Origin of the sequence: Stappia stellulata, assembly GCF_020176715.1 — a bacterium.
In the GTDB taxonomy this organism is placed as follows: domain Bacteria; phylum Pseudomonadota; class Alphaproteobacteria; order Rhizobiales; family Stappiaceae; genus Stappia.
Genome location: NZ_JAIVMF010000008.1, coordinates 59,676 through 78,043 on the forward strand (window position 1 = coordinate 59,676; position 18,368 = coordinate 78,043).

19 protein-coding genes are annotated in these 18,368 nt (G+C 66.9%); 15 read left to right on the forward strand and 4 right to left on the reverse strand.

All coding sequences use genetic code 11. The annotated features are described in order from the left end of the window. Positions 1–114 precede the first annotated feature (114 nt). From LC092_RS11430 to LC092_RS11475, 10 genes are all read left to right on the forward strand, one after another. Positions 115–1,353, forward strand: coding sequence for a ubiquinone biosynthesis hydroxylase (locus LC092_RS11430; protein ID WP_224806661.1), 1,239 nt, complete (start codon positions 115–117; stop codon positions 1,351–1,353). Between the two features lie 27 nt (positions 1,354–1,380). Continuing rightward, entirely contained in the window at positions 1,381–2,259 is an 879-nt protein-coding gene (locus tag LC092_RS11435) for an SDR family oxidoreductase (protein ID WP_224806662.1), read from the forward strand. A 43-nt stretch (positions 2,260–2,302) separates the two neighbouring features. Beyond that, positions 2,303–2,500, forward strand: a complete 198-nt coding sequence (locus LC092_RS11440) for a twin transmembrane helix small protein (protein WP_224806663.1) — start codon at positions 2,303–2,305, stop codon at positions 2,498–2,500. A gap of 42 nt (positions 2,501–2,542) precedes the next feature. Beyond that, positions 2,543–3,118 carry a cob(I)yrinic acid a,c-diamide adenosyltransferase gene (locus LC092_RS11445; protein ID WP_224806664.1) on the forward strand — a complete coding sequence of 192 codons (576 nt, stop codon included), beginning with the start codon at positions 2,543–2,545 and terminating at the stop codon, positions 3,116–3,118. A 27-nt stretch (positions 3,119–3,145) separates the two neighbouring features. Next, on the forward strand, positions 3,146–3,838 hold the full coding sequence (locus LC092_RS11450) for a rhomboid family intramembrane serine protease (RefSeq protein WP_224806665.1): 693 nt from the start codon (positions 3,146–3,148) through the stop codon (positions 3,836–3,838). A gap of 210 nt (positions 3,839–4,048) precedes the next feature. After that, positions 4,049–4,798: an electron transfer flavoprotein subunit beta/FixA family protein gene (locus LC092_RS11455; protein ID WP_224806666.1), complete on the forward strand. Its 750-nt coding sequence runs from the start codon at positions 4,049–4,051 to the stop codon at positions 4,796–4,798. Positions 4,799–4,824: 26 nt separating this feature from the next. Further along, entirely contained in the window at positions 4,825–5,766 is a 942-nt protein-coding gene (locus LC092_RS11460; protein ID WP_224806667.1) for an electron transfer flavoprotein subunit alpha/FixB family protein, read from the forward strand. 237 nt (positions 5,767–6,003) lie between these two features. Further along, entirely contained in the window at positions 6,004–6,885 is an 882-nt protein-coding gene (locus LC092_RS11465; protein WP_224806668.1) for a 3-hydroxybutyryl-CoA dehydrogenase, read from the forward strand. Positions 6,886–6,913: 28 nt separating this feature from the next. Then, positions 6,914–8,422, forward strand: a complete 1,509-nt coding sequence (locus LC092_RS11470; protein WP_224806669.1) for a class I adenylate-forming enzyme family protein — start codon at positions 6,914–6,916, stop codon at positions 8,420–8,422. Between the two features lie 78 nt (positions 8,423–8,500). Further along, entirely contained in the window at positions 8,501–8,701 is a 201-nt protein-coding gene (locus tag LC092_RS11475; RefSeq protein WP_224806670.1) for a hypothetical protein, read from the forward strand. A gap of 7 nt (positions 8,702–8,708) precedes the next feature. Here LC092_RS11475 and tlpA read toward each other — a convergent pair whose 3' ends face one another. Next, entirely contained in the window at positions 8,709–9,371 is a 663-nt protein-coding gene (gene tlpA, locus LC092_RS11480) for a thiol:disulfide interchange protein TlpA (RefSeq protein WP_224806671.1), read from the reverse strand. 43 nt (positions 9,372–9,414) lie between these two features. Here tlpA and argH point away from each other — a divergent pair, with 43 nt between their 5' ends. The 4 genes from argH (at position 9,415) to LC092_RS11500 (ending at position 15,241) form a co-directional block, all read left to right on the forward strand. Beyond that, a complete protein-coding gene (gene argH / locus LC092_RS11485; protein ID WP_224806672.1) occupies positions 9,415–10,815 on the forward strand; it encodes an argininosuccinate lyase in 1,401 nt (466 codons plus the stop codon). Positions 10,816–10,952: 137 nt separating this feature from the next. After that, positions 10,953–11,165, forward strand: coding sequence for an LPS translocon maturation chaperone LptM (gene lptM, locus LC092_RS11490; RefSeq protein WP_224806673.1), 213 nt, complete (start codon positions 10,953–10,955; stop codon positions 11,163–11,165). 121 nt (positions 11,166–11,286) lie between these two features. Further along, positions 11,287–12,561, forward strand: a complete 1,275-nt coding sequence (gene lysA / locus LC092_RS11495; RefSeq protein WP_224806674.1) for a diaminopimelate decarboxylase — start codon at positions 11,287–11,289, stop codon at positions 12,559–12,561. 118 nt (positions 12,562–12,679) lie between these two features. Beyond that, the gene (locus LC092_RS11500) at positions 12,680–15,241 is read left to right on the forward strand and encodes a TIGR02302 family protein (RefSeq protein WP_224806675.1); all 2,562 of its coding nucleotides are present in this window, start codon (positions 12,680–12,682) and stop codon (positions 15,239–15,241) included. A gap of 234 nt (positions 15,242–15,475) precedes the next feature. Here LC092_RS11500 and LC092_RS11505 read toward each other — a convergent pair whose 3' ends face one another. Genes LC092_RS11505 through LC092_RS11515 form a run of 3 tightly spaced genes read right to left on the reverse strand, consistent with a single transcriptional unit; the run spans position 15,476 to position 17,463 of the window. Then, positions 15,476–15,877: a response regulator gene (locus LC092_RS11505; RefSeq protein ID WP_224806676.1), complete on the reverse strand. Its 402-nt coding sequence runs from the start codon at positions 15,875–15,877 to the stop codon at positions 15,476–15,478. 15 nt (positions 15,878–15,892) lie between these two features. Then, positions 15,893–16,447: a hypoxanthine phosphoribosyltransferase gene (gene hpt, locus LC092_RS11510; RefSeq protein WP_224806677.1), complete on the reverse strand. Its 555-nt coding sequence runs from the start codon at positions 16,445–16,447 to the stop codon at positions 15,893–15,895. Continuing rightward, positions 16,444–17,463, reverse strand: a complete 1,020-nt coding sequence (locus LC092_RS11515; RefSeq protein ID WP_224806678.1) for a zinc-ribbon domain-containing protein — start codon at positions 17,461–17,463, stop codon at positions 16,444–16,446. The genes hpt and LC092_RS11515 overlap by 4 nt, the downstream gene beginning before the upstream one ends. Before the next feature lie 218 nt (positions 17,464–17,681). On the opposite strand from LC092_RS11515, the gene ftsE reads away from it, so the two are divergent. After that, positions 17,682–18,341, forward strand: a complete 660-nt coding sequence (ftsE, locus tag LC092_RS11520; RefSeq protein WP_029058027.1) for a cell division ATP-binding protein FtsE — start codon at positions 17,682–17,684, stop codon at positions 18,339–18,341. The last annotated feature ends 27 nt before the right edge of the window (positions 18,342–18,368 follow it).

Genomic DNA, 18,368 nt, shown 5'->3' on the forward strand with positions numbered 1-18,368 from the left:
CCGGTGTGCCGGTTCCGGGCCCGACCGGGGCGCAAGACTGGCGTTGCGGCGCGTCGTCGCCGATAAATGGAACGGGTGCGGCCGCGCCGCGCCGCAGGAAGAGGACCGATCATCATGACCCGCAAGCCCGATGCCGATCCCGTGCTCGACGTTCTGGTCGGCGGCGGCGGATATGTCGGCCTCTCGCTCGGCGTTGCGCTGAAACAGGCCGACCCGGCGCTGTCTGTCGCCGTTGTCGACATGCGGCCGCGCGAAGCGATGGCCGGCGACCCGCGCGCGTCCGCGATCGCGGCTGCGGCGAGCCGGATGCTCGACCAACTCGGTGTCTGGCAGGACATCGCGCCGCATGCGCAGCCGATGACGGAGATGATCGTCACCGACAGCAAGCTTCGCGATGCCGTGCGGCCGGTGTTCCTGACCTTCGACGGCGAGGTCGAACCCGGCGAGCCCTTCGCCCATATGGTACCGAACGGAAAGATGGTCGCGGCCCTGGCAAACCGGGCCGAGGCGCTGGGCGTCGAGCTGATTGCGCCGGAAAGCGTGAGCGATTTTTCCGTCGGTGAAGCGGATGTAGCGATTGCCCTGGGATCAGGGAAGACGCGTCGCGCGCGGCTCTTGGTCGCCGCCGACGGCGTGCGCTCGCGGCTTCGCGATCTGGCGGGCATCCAGACGGTGAAATGGGACTACGACCAGTCGGGCATTGTCACCACCATTCGCCACGAGCGGCCGCACAACGGGCGGGCGGAAGAGCATTTCCTGCCCTCCGGGCCTTTCGCCATCCTGCCGCTGACCGGCAACCGCTCCTCGCTGGTGTGGTCGGAGCGGCGGGCGGAAGCGGACCGGCTGGTGAAGGGTGACGATTTCACCTTCGAACTGGAGCTGGAACGGCGGTTCGGCCATCACCTCGGCAAGATCGATCTCGACGGTCCGCGCAACGCCTATCCGCTGGGACTGACGCTGGCGCGCGGCTTCGTCAAGCCGCGCTTCGCGCTTGCCGGGGATGCGGCGCACGGCATTCATCCGATCGCCGGACAGGGTCTCAACCTCGGCTTCAAGGATGTCGCGGCCCTTGCGGAGGTGCTCGTCGAGGCGCGCCGGCTCGGTCAGGATATCGGGGCGCTCGACGTGCTGGAGCGCTACGAACGCTGGCGCCGGTTCGACACGTTCCAGATGGGCGTGGCGACCGATGTCTTGAACCGCCTGTTTTCCAACGATATGGATGGAGTGCGCGCGGTACGGGATATCGGGCTGGGACTGGTCGACCGGCTGCCTTCGCTGAAACGGTTCTTCATCCGTCAGGCGGCAGGGCTGGAAGGGTCGGCCCCACGCCTGCTGGCCGGGGAACCGATCTGAGGCGCGACGGAGAGGAACACCGTATCGATGCCCGGGCAAAAGGCAGCCGAACAGGACCGGCCGCAGCGCATTATCCTGATCACGGGCTGCTCGTCGGGGATCGGCGCGGCCGCGGCGCGCACCCTGCGCGGGCGCGACTGGCGGGTGTTTGCCACGGCGCGGCGCGCCGAGGACGTCGAGCGGCTGCGGGCCGCCGGTTTCGAGAGCCTTCTGCTGGACTATGAGGATGCGGCAAGCATCGAAGAGGCGGCGGCCGCCGTGCTGGAGCGCACGGGCGGGCGGCTCGACGCGCTGTTCAACAATGGCGCCTATGCGATCCCCGGCGCGCTGGAGGACATGCCGACGGCGGCGTTGCGCCAGTTGTTCGAGGCGAATTTCCTCGGCTGGCACACGCTCACGCGGGCGGTGCTGCCGGCCATGCGCCGCCAAGGCGCGGGCCGCATCGTGCAGTGTTCCTCCATTCTGGGCTTCATCGGCATGCCCTATCGCGGGGCCTATAATGCGTCGAAATTCGCGCTCGAGGGCTACAGCGACACATTGCGGCTGGAACTTGGAGGCAGCGGGATCCATGTATCGCTGATCGAGCCGGGGCCGATCGCCACGCGCTTCACCGAAAACGCGCTGGAGAACTTCCTCAGGATCATCGGACAGGACGGCATCGCCGCCTCGGTGCATCGCGAGGCCTATGAAAAGCGGGTCGCGCGCATGCAGGCAGGCGAAAAGTCGCTGTTCAAGCTTCCGGCGCGCGCCGTCGTGAAACAGGTGGTCCATGCGGTGGAGGCGCCGCGACCGAAGGCGAGATACTGGATCACCGTGCCCACGGTCGCAATGGCGGTGGCGAAACGGCTCCTGCCGACACGCGCGCTCGACCGGGTGCTGACCCGCGCGGCGCGCTCAGAAGAATGACAGACCGGCCGGGCAAAACCCGCCGGGACAGAAGGATTTCAAGATGACGGACGTGCTGCGGATGCTCATCCCGGTGGCTGTGGGAGCGGTTGCCGTGGTCCTGATGATGGGCTTGTGGAACATGATGCGCGGCGGCTCGTCGTCGCGCTCGCAGACCTTGATGCGCTGGCGGGTCGGGCTGCAGTTCCTGGCCGTGGTCATCGTCATGGCCCTGCTCTATCTGACAACATCCACGCCGTGATCCCCACGGGGTGGCCAACATCCAACCTGCAAGGGAGCGGCCATGGTTGTCCTCAACAAGATCTACACGAAGACCGGCGACGCCGGGACGACGGCGCTGGCGTCCGGCGAGCGTCGGCCCAAGCACGATCTCAGGGTGGAGGCCTATGGAACCGTCGACGAGACCAATGCTGTGCTCGGGCTCGTGCGCCAGGTGACGGCAGACGCCCATCCGCAGCTCGATGCCGTGCTCGGACGGATCCAGAACGACCTCTTCGACCTCGGCGCCGACCTTGCAACCCCGGAGACGGAGGAGCCGCCGGCCTATCCGCCGCTCAGGATCACCGAAGCGCAGGTCACCGCCATCGAGACGGAGATTGACCGGCTGAACGCCGATCTCGAGCCCTTGCGCTCCTTCGTGCTGCCAGGCGGATCGGCGGCGGCGGCGCATCTGCACATGGCGCGCACGGTGTCGCGGCGCGCGGAACGGCTGATGACGGCGCTTGCCGAAGCGGAAACGGTCAACCGGAACGCGATGGTGTATATGAATCGCCTGTCGGATTTCTTTTTCGTGGCCTCGCGCTGGGCGAACGACAAGGGCGCGCAGGACGTGTTGTGGGTGCCCGGCAAGAACCGCTAGCCCCCGGCGCGGGCAGGGAGAGACGCGATGTTCATTCCGCTGCATGACACCAACCCCCTGCGGCACGTGCAGCGGCAATATGTCACATGGGGCCTGATCCTGGCGAATGTGGCGGTCTTCGTGATCGTGCAGGGTGGCGGGCTTTCCGGTCCGATGGCGCAAGCGGCAAGCCTCTCCTACGGGCTGGTGCCGGCGGTGCTCTTCGACATTCGCGATCTCGCGCCCGAACTGGCCGTGCTGCCCGAGGGCGCTTCGCTGGTCACCTATGCCTTCCTGCACGGCGACTGGATGCATCTCGGCGGCAACATGCTGTTCCTCTGGGTGTTCGGCGACAACGTCGAGGATGCGCTGGGGCATTTCCGCTATTTCGTTTTCTATCTCCTGTGCGCGGCCGCAGCCGGTTTGGCCCATGCGGTGATCGACCCGAACTCGGTCGCGCCGCTGATCGGTGCGTCCGGGGCCGTCGCCGGGGTGATCGGCGCCTATCTGGTGCTGCATCCGAAGGTCAATGTCTGGGTGCTGGCCTTCGGGCGGGTGCCGCTGCGCCTGCCCGCCGCATGGGTCCTGCTGGCCTGGATCGGATTTCAGCTGATGATGGCTTTCGGCGGCGGCGACGAGCAGGTCGCCTGGTGGGCGCATGTCGCCGGGGCGGCTGCGGGTGCCGCGCTGATCGTGGTCATGCGGCGTCCCGGCGTCGTGCTTTTCGACCGCGGACTGTAGGCAGGATTCTGCGGCGCCGCGCCGAGCCGCGGGTTTCGCGACAGCCGGGCGGCCTGCGCAGCGTTGACAGTGCGGTGGCGCGTCAGTACGGTCGCCGCCCGACAGTCCAAATGGCAGAATTCAGCCGATGAAGCTGCCCTAACGGCATCTGACTTCGGCACAAGACCGGCGGCTTGCAGGCAGCCGCGCTAGCGGGAGGTTGAAAACCCCATGAAGATCCTTGTCCCCGTCAAGCGGGTGATTGACTACAACGTCAAAGTGCGGGTGAAGGCGGACGGGTCGGGCGTCGACCTGGCCAACGTCAAGATGTCGATGAACCCCTTCGACGAGATCGCCGTCGAAGAGGCGATTCGCCTGCGCGAGGCCGGCAAGGCGGAGGAGATCATCGTCGTGTCGGTCGGTCCGCAGCAGGCGCAGGAAACCCTGCGCACGGGACTGGCCATGGGCGCAGATCGCGGCATCCTGGTCAAGACCGACCAGACGACCGAGCCGCTCGCTGTCGCCAAGATCCTCAAGGCCATCGTCGATGAGGAGGCACCCGGCCTCGTCATCCTCGGCAAGCAGGCGATCGACGACGACTGCAATCAGACGGGTCAGATGCTGGCGGCCCTGCTTGGCTGGTCGCAGGGTACCTTCGCCTCCAACGTCGATCTCGGCGAGGGCACGGTCGATGTGACCCGCGAGGTCGATGGCGGCCTGCAGACGATCAAGCTGACGATGCCGGCCGTGGTGACCACGGACCTGCGCCTCAACGAGCCGCGCTACGCCTCGCTTCCCAACATCATGAAGGCGAAGAAGAAGCCGATCGCGGAGAAGACCCCGGAAGACTGCGGCGTCGATATCGCGCCGCGCCTCGAGGTTCTCAAGACCACGGAGCCGCCCGCCCGCGAGGCAGGCGTCAAGGTCGGCAGCGTCGCCGAACTGGTCGAGAAGCTCAAATCCGAAGCCGGCGTCATCTGAGCGCTCACGACAGGGAGAACAGGACCATGACCACACTTCTTGTTGCCGAGCACAGCAACAGCGCTCTCAACGAAGCCACGCATAAGGCGATGACCGCGGCCCTTGCCCTGGGCGGCGACGTCCATGTGCTGGTGGCGGGCAAGGATTGCCGCGCCGCCGCGGAAGCGGCCGCGAAGATTTCCGGTGCCGCCAAGGTGCTTGTCGCCGACGGCGACGGCCTGGCCGAACAGCTTGCCGAGCCGATGGCCGACCTGGTCATGTCGCTCGCCGGGGATTACGACGCGATCGTCGCGCCGGCGACCGCGAACGGCAAGAACATCCTGCCGCGCGTCGCAGCGCTGCTCGACGTGATGCAGCTCTCCGACGTGACCGACGTGATCGACGCCTCGACCTTCGAGCGCCCGATCTATGCCGGCAACGCGCTTCAGACCGTGAAGTCGAACGATGCCAAGAAGGTCGTCACGGTGCGCACCGCGAGCTTCGCGGCCGCCGAGGAAGGCGGATCGGCGCCGATCGAGGACGTGGCCGCGACGAGCTCGGAGCTGTCCAGCTTCGTCGGCCAGGAGCTGTCGAAGTCCGACCGTCCGGAACTTGCCTCTGCAAAGGTGATCATCTCCGGCGGCCGCGCGCTCGGCTCCAAGGAGAAGTTCGAGGAGGTCATGCTCCCGGTCGCCGACGCGCTGGGCGCGGCTGTCGGCGCCTCGCGTGCCGCCGTCGATGCCGGCTATGCGCCGAACGACTGGCAGGTCGGGCAGACCGGCAAGGTCGTTGCGCCTGATCTCTACATCGCCTGCGGCATTTCCGGCGCCATCCAGCATCTGGCCGGCATGAAGGATTCCAAGGTGATCGTGGCGATCAACAAGGACGAGGAAGCGCCGATCTTCCAGGTTGCAGACTACGGTCTGGTCGCCGACCTGTTCGAGGTGCTGCCGGAGTTCAAGGCCGCCGTGGAAGCCGCCAAGAAGTGAGCTTCCCGTTCGGCCAACGGCGTCGGACGGCAGTGAGACACGCAAGAGCCCGCCCGTCCGGCGGGCTCTTTTCGTTGAGCCGCCGGACGGACGGGTGTTGCAAGGCCCGATGACCGCCCGCACCATGTGCGAAAAACGGAGGGGGGTTCTTGCGGTCGGGGCGGGAAGTTGCGATGAATAGCCCCTCAGTTTTCCAAGAGCGCGAACAGTCGCGCTGAACCCAAATCGGAACGAAAAATGGTGGTCGAGATCAAGAAGGTCGGTGTGATCGGCGCGGGCCAGATGGGCAACGGCATCGCGCATGTCTGCGCCGTGGCCGGGTTCGATGTGTGGCTCAACGATATTTCCGTCGACCGGGTCCAGTCGGGCCTTGCATCGATCAACGGCAACATGGCGCGCCAGGTCGCCAAGGGCCTGATCACCGAGGACGAACGCACGGCGGCGCTTGACCGGCTGAAACCGGCCGAAAGCATGGACGAACTCGCCGATGTCGATCTGGTGATTGAATCGGCCGTCGAGAACGAGCAGATCAAGCGCAAGATCTTCGCGCAGCTCTGTCCGCTCTTGAAGCCCGAGGCGATCCTCGCCACCAACACCTCGTCGATCTCCATTACCCGGCTGGCCGCAACGACCGACCGCCCCGAGCGCTTCATCGGCATTCACTTCATGAATCCGGTCCCGCTGATGGAGCTGGTCGAGCTGGTGCGTGGCATCGCGACCGAAGACGAGACCTTCGAAGCGTCCAAGGTGTTCACCCGGAAGCTCGGCAAGACCATCGCGGTCGCCGAAGACTTCCCGGCCTTCATGGTCAACCGCATCCTGCTGCCGATGATCAACGAGGCGATCTACACGCTCTATGAGGGCGTCGGGTCCGTCGAGGCGATCGATACGGCGATGAAGCTTGGCGCGAACCATCCGATGGGGCCGCTGCAGCTCGCCGATTTCATCGGTCTCGACACCTGCCTGTCGATCATGCAGGTGCTCTACGAGGGGCTGGCCGACAGCAAGTATCGTCCCTGCCCGCTGCTGGTGAAATACGTCGAGGCCGGATGGCTCGGGCGCAAGACCCAGCGCGGCTTCTACGACTACCGCGGCGAGACCCCGGTCCCGACGCGCTGACGCGGACGGGACGGAGCCCGCGTCCGTCATGGCCAATCTCGCGCAGTATTGCCTCACGCAGGCGGATCCGGATCCCGCGCGCGAGGCGCTTCTGGTTCTCGGCCCCGGGGCCGTCGTGCAGGAGCGCTGGACCTATGGCGATCTGAGCGCCGCCGTTCACGCGGTGGCCGGCGGTCTTGGCGCACTCGGTCTTGAGCCCGGTGCGCGCGTTCTGCTGCGGCTCGGCCATTCCAGTGATTTTCCCTTGATGTTCTTCGGTGCGATCGGCGCCGGCCTCGTGCCGGTGCCGACCTCGGCGATGCTGACCGCCGGCGAGTGCGACGCGCTTCTCGCCGATAGCGGGGCGGCGCTTGTCCTGCATGACGGCCACACGACGCTGCCGTCCGATCCGGGGCCAGCACGGTTGCTGGGACCGGACGTTCTCCGGGCGCTGAAGCAGGCCGTGCCGGCTCCGTTTGTCGATCTCGACGAGGATGCGCCGGCTTTTTTGGTCTATACCTCCGGCACCAGCGGACGGGCAAAGGGCGTTTTGCACGCGCAGCGCTCCGCGCGCGGACGCGCGCCGATGGCCCGCGGCTGGACCGGCCTCGGCCCGCACGACCGGCTGCTGCATGCGGGTGCCTTCAACTGGACCTATACGCTCGGGGTCGGGCTGATGGACCCCTGGGCCAACGGCGCGACCAGTCTGGTCTATGACGGTCCGCGCGATCCGCAGGTCTGGCCGGAACTGATCGAGGCGAGCGGAGCGACGTTGTTCGCCGCCGTGCCGAGCCTCTATCGGCGCATCCTGAAATATGGCGAGGTCCGGCCGGACAGCTTTCCGGCGCTGCGCCACGGGCTGACGGCGGGCGAGGCGCTCGCCCCGGATCTGCATGCCGAGTGGTGCGCGGCGACCGGGCGGCCGCTCTATGAGGCGCTCGGCATGAGCGAGATCTCCACCTATGTCTCCAGCGGCCCGGAGACGCCGACGCGGCCGGGCAGTCCGGGGCGGGCGCAGCCCGGGCGGCGGATCGCGATCCTCGATCCCGACAGCGCGGACACGACCCCGTTGCCGGCCGGGGAAACCGGGCTTTTGGGCGTTCATCGCGGCGATTCGGGGCTGATGCTGCGCTACTGGGAGCGGCCGGAAGACACGGCAGCGGCGTTTCGCGGGGACTGGTTCCTGACCGGCGACCGCGCCTCCATCGATGAGGAGGGCTACGTCTGGTACGGCGGGCGGACCGACGACGTGATGAATGCCTTCGGCTACCGGGTGGCGCCGCAGGAAGTGGAACACGCCCTGCTCACCCATCCCGATGTCCAGGATGTCGCTGTGACCGATGTGGAAGCCTCCTCGGGCGTCAGCCTGATCACTGCCTTCGTCATCCTGAGCGAGGGCGCGCGGGCCGACGAAACGGCCCTCGCCGGTCATGCCGCGCGGCATCTGGCGGAATACAAGCGACCGAAGGCTTATCGCTTCGTCGAGAGCCTGCCGCGGACGCCGTCGGGGAAGCTCCGGCGCAAGGACCTGAAGTCCGGCACGCCTTCGCGCGGGTAGGTGCGAGAATGCGACAGGCTTAACCCAAGCTTAACGCCTGCCGGGCTAGGCATGGGGATCACGCCTCAGGAGTGTTTCATGTCCAGCGTTGCCGGCGCCATGGTTGCCGCCTCACAGGCCCAGATGCAGACCACGCTTGCCGCCACGTTCCTCAAGCAGAACGCGAGCGCGGAAGCCGGGCTTGTCGCCGTGCTGGAACAAAACGCCGAAATGGCCGCCGCCGCCGCCAAGGCCCCGCCTGCGGGCGGCATGGGCGCGCGGCTCGACGTCTCCGTCTGATCTTCCCTCAGGTTCCGCTTTCGCCAAGGGCTGCCCGGATGAGCGCCTTGGCGTCTTCGCTTGCCCATTCCGCCGGACCCATCAGCGTGCCGATCTCGCATCCGTTCCTGTCGATCAGCATGGTGGACGGCAGGCCGGGGGCCCGCCCGCGCGAGCGCGCGGTCTGGAAGATCTGCATCGTCGGATCGGCATAAAACGCGAGTCGCGACACGCCGATGTCCTTCAGGAAGGCCTTCGGCTTTTCATCCGACCCGCGATCCACGCTCACCGTCACCACCTCGAAAGCCTCGCTGCCGAGCTCGGCCTGCAGTTCGTCGAGCGCCGGCATTTCCTTGCGGCAGGGCGCGCACCATGTCGCCCATAGGTTCAAAAGCACCGTGCGGCCGGCGAAATCGCCGATCGTCAGATCGGCGCCCGTGTCGTCCTTGAAGGCGAGGTCGGCGAGCGACAGCGGCTTGCTGGCCGGCAGGAACGCGGCGACCTCGCCGGTTGCCTTCGGGGCAACGGCCTCGGCCAGTTGCAGGGCGCCGGTGCAGGTCCCGGCCTGCTGTCGGTTGCCATCTGGCCCGCCGATCACGTATACCGCCGCCAGTCCCGCCAGAAGAACGAGAGCTGCGACAGCAGCGAAGACGATCGGGCGGGGTCGTCGGGTCTTAGGTCCGTTGGTCATCTATCCATTATCCGTCCGTCAAGGGCGCCAGAAGGGCAAGTTCATGAGCAATCGCATGTGGGGAGGCCGGTTCGCGGAAGGCCCGGACGCCATCATGGAGGAGATCAACGCCTCCATCGATTACGATCGCAAGCTCTACTCCCAGGATATAGAGGGTTCGAAGGCTCATGTCCGCATGCTGGCGGCGCGCGAAATTGTCGCCGCCGACGATGCTGAGAAGATCGCTCACGGTCTAGACACGATCCGGTCAGAAATCGAGTCCGGCGCCTTCACCTTCCAGCGCTCGCTGGAAGACATTCACATGAACATCGAGGCGCGGCTCGCAGAGCTGATCGGGCCGACGGCCGGACGCCTGCACACGGCGCGCTCGCGCAACGACCAGGTCGCGACCGATTTCCGCATGTGGGTCCGCGACACGCTGGACACGCTCGACGCCCAGCTGACCGCCCTGATCCAGGGGCTGGCGGAGCGCGCGCTGGAGCACGCCGGCGACGTTATGCCGGGTTTCACGCATTTGCAGTCGGCCCAGCCGGTGACCTTCGGCCATCATCTTCTGGCCTATGTCGAGATGTTTTCCCGTGACCGCAGCCGAATGCGCGATGCGCGCGCGCGCATGAACGAATGCCCGCTCGGCTCCGCCGCCCTTGCCGGAACCTCCTTTCCGATCGACCGGGAGATGACGGCGAAGAGCCTCGGCTTCGACCGTCCGACGGCGAATTCGCTCGATGCGGTGTCCGACCGCGATTTCATCATCGAGGCGCTCGGTGCGGCCTCGATCTGCTCGATGCACCTGTCGCGCCTCGCCGAAGAGATCGTGATCTGGTGTTCCGCGCAGTTCGGTTTCGTCACCCTGTCGGACAAGTTCTCGACCGGGTCCTCGATCATGCCGCAGAAGAAGAACCCGGACGCGGCCGAGCTGGTACGCGCCAAGACGGGCCGGATCTACGGGTCGCTCACCGCCCTTCTCGTGATGATGAAGGGCCTGCCGCTCGCCTATTCCAAGGACATGCAGGAAGACAAGGAACAGGCTTTCGACGGTCTGCCCAGCCTGTCGCTGGCGCTTGCCGCGATGACCGGCATGGTCGCCGACCTGCAGCCCAACACCAAGGCGATGAAACAGGCGGCCGGCTCCGGCTATTCGACCGCGACGGATCTTGCCGACTGGCTCGTGCGCGTCCTCGGCATGCCGTTCCGCGACGCCCATCATGTCACGGGGCGGATCGTGGCGCTTGGCGTGGAGCGCGGCGTGGCGCTGCACAAGATCCCGCTCGCCGACCTGCAGGCCATCGAACCGCGCATCACCGCCGATCTCTTCTCCGTGCTGACCGTCGACAAGTCGGTGCGCTCGCGCACCAGCTACGGCGGAACGGCGCCGGCCAACGTGCGCAAGCAGGCGCGGCGCTGGCTGAAGACACTGGAACGCGAGGCGCGCACGCGCGCCTGACGAACGGGCCCATGCGTTTCTTCATCGGTGCGGCATCCGGCAACGCGAAAGGGTTGCGGGGCGCCGCGCCGCATGCGAGGAAACGCAGGCAGGACAGCGCGCGAACGCCGCGCGGCGAGACGGGAGTGCAGCGGATCATGGGCAGGGGTAGGGTCTTCGGCTCGGTGAAGGGCGGCGTGCTGATCGTGGCCGTTCTGGCGCTGACATTGGCCGGCTGCGGCCGACGCGGCGCGCTCGATACGCCGGCAAGCGCCGACCCGGCGATGCCGGGCGGCGTCATCGGTCAACCGCAAGCCGTCCAGCCGTCCGACCGCGACGACCGACGCTTTATACTCGACTCCATCATCTGACGGGGCACCGGGCCGGCGCGCGCCGCGCAGTGCCTCAGGACCGGCATTCCCAACAAGCTGACCCGCAGAGCCGGCCAACAAACCGGCCACGGCGCGCAGATCACAGGCAGGACAACGACCCGTGCATCACTTCGACTATGTGAATGACCGGCTGCATGCCGAAGACGTGCCGCTGGAGGAGATCGCGGCCCGGGTGGGAACACCGTTCTATTGCTATTCGACGGCGACGCTGACCCGCCACTATCAGGTTTTCCGGGATGCCTTCGCCGGCATTCCGACGCTTGTGTGCTACGCGATGAAGGCCAATTCCAACCAGGCGGTGCTGACCACGCTGGCACGGCTGGGGGCCGGCATGGACGTGGTCTCGGAGGGCGAATTGCGCCGCGCGCGCGCCGCCGGCGTTCCGGCCGACCGCATCATGTTCTCCGGCGTCGGCAAGACCGAGCGGGAACAGGCGCTGGCGCTGGACGAGGACATCCTGTGCTTCAACGTTGAAAGCGAGCCGGAACTTGTGCAGCTTTCGCGGGTCGCAAGCGAGAAGGGCAAGACCGCTCGCGTGTCGATGCGGATCAATCCGGATGTCGATGCGCGCACCCATGCCAAGATTGCGACCGGCAAGGCGGAAAACAAGTTCGGCATTCCCTGGGGGCGGGCCGGCGCGGTCTATGCGCAGGCGGCCGAGCTTCCCGGCATCCAGGTGTCGGGCATCGACATGCACATCGGCTCGCAGATCACCGAACTGGAACCGTTCGATGCCGCCTTCTCGCGCCTCGGCGGGCTGATCGCGGATCTTCGCGGAGCCGGTCATGTCATCGACCATGTCGACCTGGGCGGCGGGCTTGGCATTCCCTATCACGACAACAACGAACCGCCGCCGCATCCCGATGCCTATGCGCAGGTGGTGCGCAAGCATGTGGAACATCTTGATTGCAAGGTGATTTTCGAACCCGGCCGGATGATCGCCGGCAATGCCGGCATCCTTGTCACCGAGGTGATCTACGTCAAGGAGGGGGCCAACAAGGCCTTCGTGATCGTCGATGCGGCGATGAACGACCTGATCCGGCCGACGCTCTATGACGCCTATCACGCCATCAAGCCGGTGGTGCGTCATGATCCCGAACACCCGCGCATGCGCGCCGATATCGTCGGGCCGGTGTGCGAAACCGGCGACTATCTCGCCCACGACCGGGAGATGGAGCAGGTCGCGGCCGGGGATCTCCTCGCCGTCCTGTCGGCCGGCGCCTATGGCGCGGTGCAGGCCTGCACCTACAACAGCCGGCTGCTGATCCCCGAGGTTCTGGTCGACGGCGACCGCTTTGCCGTGGTGCGGCCGCGTCCGACCTATGAGGACATGCTGGCGCTCGACGTGCTGCCGGAGTGGCTGGCAAAGCCCTGATCTCGCCCCGCGCTCGCGTCGGTCCCTTGCCAAGCGGAGCAAAACGCCCCACCCTTAGGTGTCGGGCTGAGTTCGGGGGATTTCTGGCCGGGTTGATCGGGCCGTGGAGGCAGGGCACTTGAGCGAAGCTTTACCGCCGGACTTGAACGACGACGTCGCCCCCCGCGCGGGCCTGCCGGAGACATCCGGGCGGCTGGAGCGTGCGCTGCTGCAGGCCTCCGCCGCGCTGTGGTGGGAGCGCGTCTGGCCGACGCTGCAGGGCGTCCTCATCGTCTTGGCGCTTTATGTGGGCCTGTCCTGGCTCGGGGTATGGACGCTTCTTCCCGGTTGGCTTTCCGTTCTCGCAGCCCTCGGTTTTCTGGCGGTCGTCCTTTGGGTCGCGCGGCCGCTGGTTGCCGTCAGGTGGCCCGGGCGGGCGGAGGCGCTGGCGCGCGTCGAGCGCGTTTCCGGCTTTTCCCACCGCCCCCTCACCGCTCTTGACGACCGGCTGTTTGACGGCGGCGAAACGCCGCAAACCCGCGCGATGTGGGCGCTGCACCAGCGCCGGGCGCGGGCGGCCCTTGCGGCGCTGAAGGCCGGCGCGCCCCGTCCGGAAGCCTTTCGCCGGGACCCTTACGCGCTGCGCGCGCTGGCGGCGATGCTGCTGGTGGTCGGCTTCTTCACGGCGAACGGAGCGCATTGGCAGCGGCTGGTGCCGATGGCGCCGCAGGCCGGTGCCGCGCCGGCGGAACCGCTGCGCATCGATGCCTGGGTGACGCCGCCGGTCTATACGGGACGCGCGCCGGTGTTTCTCACCGGTGCCTCCGCCGATCTGCGCGATGCGGACCAGCCGATCAGCGTGCCGGAGGGCAGTGAGCTGATCGTGCGGGCGCAAGGCGTCTCCGATCTCGACGTGCGGCTGGTCGGCGCGGAGGGGCCCGCGCCGCTCGAGCCGGCGCCCGAGACCGGGGCCGCGGGTGGGGCCGCGAGCGCGGTGAACCTGCGTCAGGTGCTGGAGGCCTCCGCCGATCTGGAGATCCGCAATGGCGGCGAGCTGGTGACTGCCTGGCGGATCGCCATCGAGCCGGATGCCGCGCCGACGATCCGCCTTCTCGACGATCCGCAGGAACAGTTCAGCGGCGCGCTGAAGCTCAGCTATCTCGCCGACGACGATCATGGCCTTGTCTCGGCCGCCGCCGAAATCCGGCCGGTGCGCGTGCGCGGCCTCGACAGCGGGCGGGAGACCCGGCCGCTGGTGGCAGCACCGGAGTTTCCGCTGTCGCTGGCCGGCGGCGAGCGCAAGAGCGGCGCGGCCGAGACGATCCGCGACCTGACCAGCCATCCCTGGGCCGGTTCGGAGGTGGACCTTGTCCTCTCTGCCCGCGACCACGCCGGACAGGCCGGCTATTCGACGCCGCATCGCTTCACGCTGCCGCAACGCCGGTTTTCCAAGCCGCTGGCGCGGGCAATCGTCGAACAGCGCCGCGATCTGGCGCTTGACGCGAATGCACAATTGCGTGTCGTCGATGCCTTCGATGCGCTGATGCTCGCGCCGGAGAAATTCATCGACGATGCCAAGACCTATCTCGGCATGGATTTCGCCCGCACGCGGCTGATCGCCGCCACGACGGACGAGGAGCTCCGCGAGGTGGTCGACCTGCTCTGGGATCTGGCGCTGACCATCGAGGACGGCGACCTGTCGCTGGCGGAGCGGGCCCTGCGCGATGCACAGGAAGCCTTGCGCCGCGCGCTGGAAGAAGGCGCCTCCGATGAGGAGATCGCGCGCCTGACCCAGGAATTGCGCGAGGCGATGAACGAGTATTTCCAGGCGCTCGCCGAACAGATGCGGCAGAATCCGCAGGCGATGCAGCCGATGGATCCGAACATGCAGTCGATGCGTCCGCAGGATCTCGACGAGATGCTGTCGCGCATCGAGGAACTGGCCAGGACCGGTTCCCGAGATGCCGCGCGCGAGCTACTCGCCGAAATGCAGCGCATGATGGAGAACATGCAGGCCGGGCGTCCGCAAATGATGCAGGACGGCATGACGCAGGAAATGATGGAGGCGCTGAACGAGCTCGGCCAGATGATCCAGCGCCAGCAGGAACTGATGGATCAGACCCACCGGTTCGACCAGCAGCAGCAAAATGGCGCCGGTGAGCAACGCCCCGGCCAGCAAGGGCAACAGGGCCAGCAGGGGCAGATGACGCCCGAACAGCTTGCCGAAGCGCTGCGGCAGCTGCAGCAGGGGCAGGGCGAACTGGGGGAGCGGTTGCAGCAGCTTCTCGACCAGATGGCCGAGAACGGCATGCCGCAGAACGGCGAACTGGGCCGGGCGGGCGAGGAAATGGGCAATGCCCGCGACAGTTTGGGCGAGGGCGAATCGGGACAGGCGCTCGGCCAGCAGGGCAATGCGCTGGATGCGCTGCGCCAGGGTGCGCAGGGGCTGGCGGAACAGATGCTCGGCCAGGGTCAGGGACCCGGCATGGCGGGGCGGCAGGGCAATCCGCAGGACGAGGACCCGCTCGGGCGTCCGCGCCGCAGCGAAGGCCCGGATTTCGGCGAGCGCGTTCGCGTCCCCGACGAGATCGACGTGCAGCGCGCCCGGCGCATTCTGGAAGAGCTGCGCAAGCGCTTTTCCGAGCCGGGCCGGCCGATGATCGAGCTCGATTATCTGGAGCGTCTGCTGCGGCGGTATTGATCGGCGGCGCTATCGACCGGCCCCGATCCCTCTGGCGCGCGGCGGTGCGACGCACGCGCCGCGCTTCGCATCCCCACCATGGAGACTGTCCCCGTCGAGACCGACGCTGTTGAGACCGGCGCGGAAGCGGGCAGGCCTTGCCATGGAGGCGAGCTCCGCGGCCGGCCGCACAGCCCGCGAGCGGGTGCGGCGTTCCGGTCTGCTGTCGTCTGGTCTGCTACTGCGAAAGAAGCCTTAGGCGTAGCGACGCAGGCTGGTGTCTTCGCGGGAGATGCCATTCAGCGCGTCGACCACGGCCCTGCGGATATCCGCAAGCGAGAACGGCTTGGTCACCACATCGTGGATCAGGGCGTCCAATCCGTTGGCGCGTTCGCGCTGATCGGCGAAGCCTGTCATGAGCAGGATCGGGATTTCCGGGTGATCGCGCGCGGCGACCAGCGCGAAGGCGATGCCGTCCATGACCGGCATCTTGATGTCCGACAGGATCAGGTCGAACCCGCCCTTTTCGCGGGCGAGCGTCTCGGCTGCGGCCGCGCCATCTTCCTCGGCGACCACGCTATGGCCGTCCAGCTCGAGTGCCCGCTTGACGAAGCTGCGAACCGCCTCGTCGTCCTCGGCAACTAGAATATGGGCCATGTCCCTCTCCCGTTCTCAACCACCCGCGGTTGCCGCACCATCCTGAACCACATATCCGATGTACGGGAGCTGGCGCCATTTGTGGCCCATATCCATCCCGTAGCCGACAACGAATCGGTCCGGACACTCGAATCCGACATAATCCGCAGAAATGGCGGATTTGCGGCGCATCGGTTTGTCGAGCAGCGCGGCGATGTGAACCGATCTTGCTCCCCGCTCGGTGAGTCGGTCCCGGGCGAAGGAGAGGGTTCGGCCACTTTCCAGTATGTCATCCACGAGAATCACATCCCGACCGGCCACATCGCTCTCCACATCGCGCAAAACGCGGATTTCCCTTGACTCGGTTCCGGCGCCGTAACTCGACAGATGAATGAACTCCATTTCCGGCTGCAGTCCGGCCTTGTGCATCGCGCGCACAAGGTCGGCGGCGAACATGAAGCTGCCCTTGAGAACGGCCACAACCAGCAGGTGGGTCGGGCGCGAGGCGGCGATTTCGCCCGCGATCGCATCGACCCGCGCGGCAATCTCGTCGGCGTCGTAAAGCGTGCGGATGTCGGGAGTGTCGGTCATTGAAGTCTGGCCTGTTGCTGTCCGCGCTCGACGAAGCGTACCTGGATATCCGCGGCCAACTCCGGGGGAGAGGACAGGCGGGTGCGAAATCGGGTGGCGTTCCCCGCGTCGAGGCGGCGCAGACGGGGCTCCATCACCCAGGCATATATCTCCTGCGCATCCTCGCTTCGCAATGCGAAACGAACGGCCGGGACAAACGTGGGCTTGCGGTCCACATTCTCGATCGTGCCCTCGATGACGAGCACGATCGTCCCGTTTTCCAGCTCGCGAAAGGTTCTGAGGTCCCGGAACTCCAGCCCGCGCAGATTGACATCAAAGCCGGCGAGCGAGAAAAGCCCGGCAAGGTCGGGCATGCGCGCCACGATCGGGTTGCGCAGACCGACCGCCAGGCCGCAGACCGCGATTGCAGCCAGGAAAACCATGGCGCCGACCACCCGTCTCGGCTTCACCCGCCGGGCGCGCTTGAGGACGGCGCCGGCAACGCGCCGCACCACCGGTTCGGGCGGCTTCATCTTGACCTGGATCTTCGGTTTTTTCGCCAGGGTCTCGATGTCGACCGGCTGGGCCGGGGGCGGGAGCTCGCCGTCGGCAGAGGCGACGGGCACCGGCTCGGCGAATGTGTCCGCCTCATCCAGCTCGTCGTCGTCGAATGTGTCCGTGAAGGCGTTGTCGGACTCGTCCGCCGACCCGTCGCCGTCCGGCTCTCCGGTGGCGTCGTCGTTGCCGGAGATGTCGTCGTCGCCAGACGTTTCGTCCGCGCCGGAAAGGGCCGCGGCCCAGTCGTCGGCGGGATCCGCGTTCGTGTCGTCGTCCATTTTGCCGGCAGCCGTGTCGGCATCGGCCTGCGCATCGGCATCGGCGGGAAGATCCGTTTCCACGGACACCGTGTCGGGGTCCGCGCCATCAGCATGCCAGCGGGTGCCGCAGCGCGCGCATTTCACGCTGCGTCCGCCTGGCCCGAGCGCTGCGGCGCTGACCTCATAAGATGTCGAACAGTCCGGGCAGGTGATCTTCATTTCCGGAAGAGGCCTCGTCTTGACCGATCGGGTGGCGCCGCGTTCATTCACGGCCTGTCCGACGCAGTCTCACCTGCGGAGCGTAAACACCGGGCAAACGCCGGACGCATTGCGACCGATGAACGGCTCGCCGAAAGCCCATCACGCCCCCATATCGTTAATGAAGCGTTAATGAGCGAGGCGTAGGGTCGCCGCAATCGAGCGAAAATGAGGATGCCGTGATCCGATTCGAAAATGTTGGGCTGCGCTACGGCATGGGGCCGGAGGTGCTGCGTGACCTGACCTTTGAGATAAAGCCGCAGTCCTTCCAGTTCCTGACCGGCCCGTCGGGGGCGGGCAAGACTTCTTTGATGCGCCTGCTGTTCCTGTCGCTCACCCCGACGCGCGGCCTGGTTCGCGCGTTCGGAAAGGACACATCCGCGCTGCAGAAAAGCCAGATCCCGGCCCTGCGCCGGCGCATCGGCATCGTGTTCCAGGACTTTCGCCTGCTGCAGCATCTGACCACCTACGAGAATGTCGCGTTGCCGTTGCGGGTGGCCGGGCAGGAGGAGGGCCAGTATCGTTCGGATGTGGTCGAGCTGCTGAAATGGGTGGGCCTTGGCGAGCGCATGCATGTGCTGCCGCCGGTGCTGTCGGGCGGGGAAAAGCAGCGCGCGGCGATTGCACGCGCGCTGATCACCCGTCCGGAACTGCTCCTGGCCGACGAGCCGACGGGCAACGTCGACCCGCCACTTGCACGGCGTTTGCTGCGGCTGTTCATCGAGCTGAACCGGCTGGGCACCTCCGTGGTGATCGCCACCCACGATCTCGCGCTGATGGATCAGGTGCATGCGCGGCGGATGGAACTGGCCGACGGACGGTTGCAAATCCATGACTGACGATCCGAACACGCCCGACACGCCGTC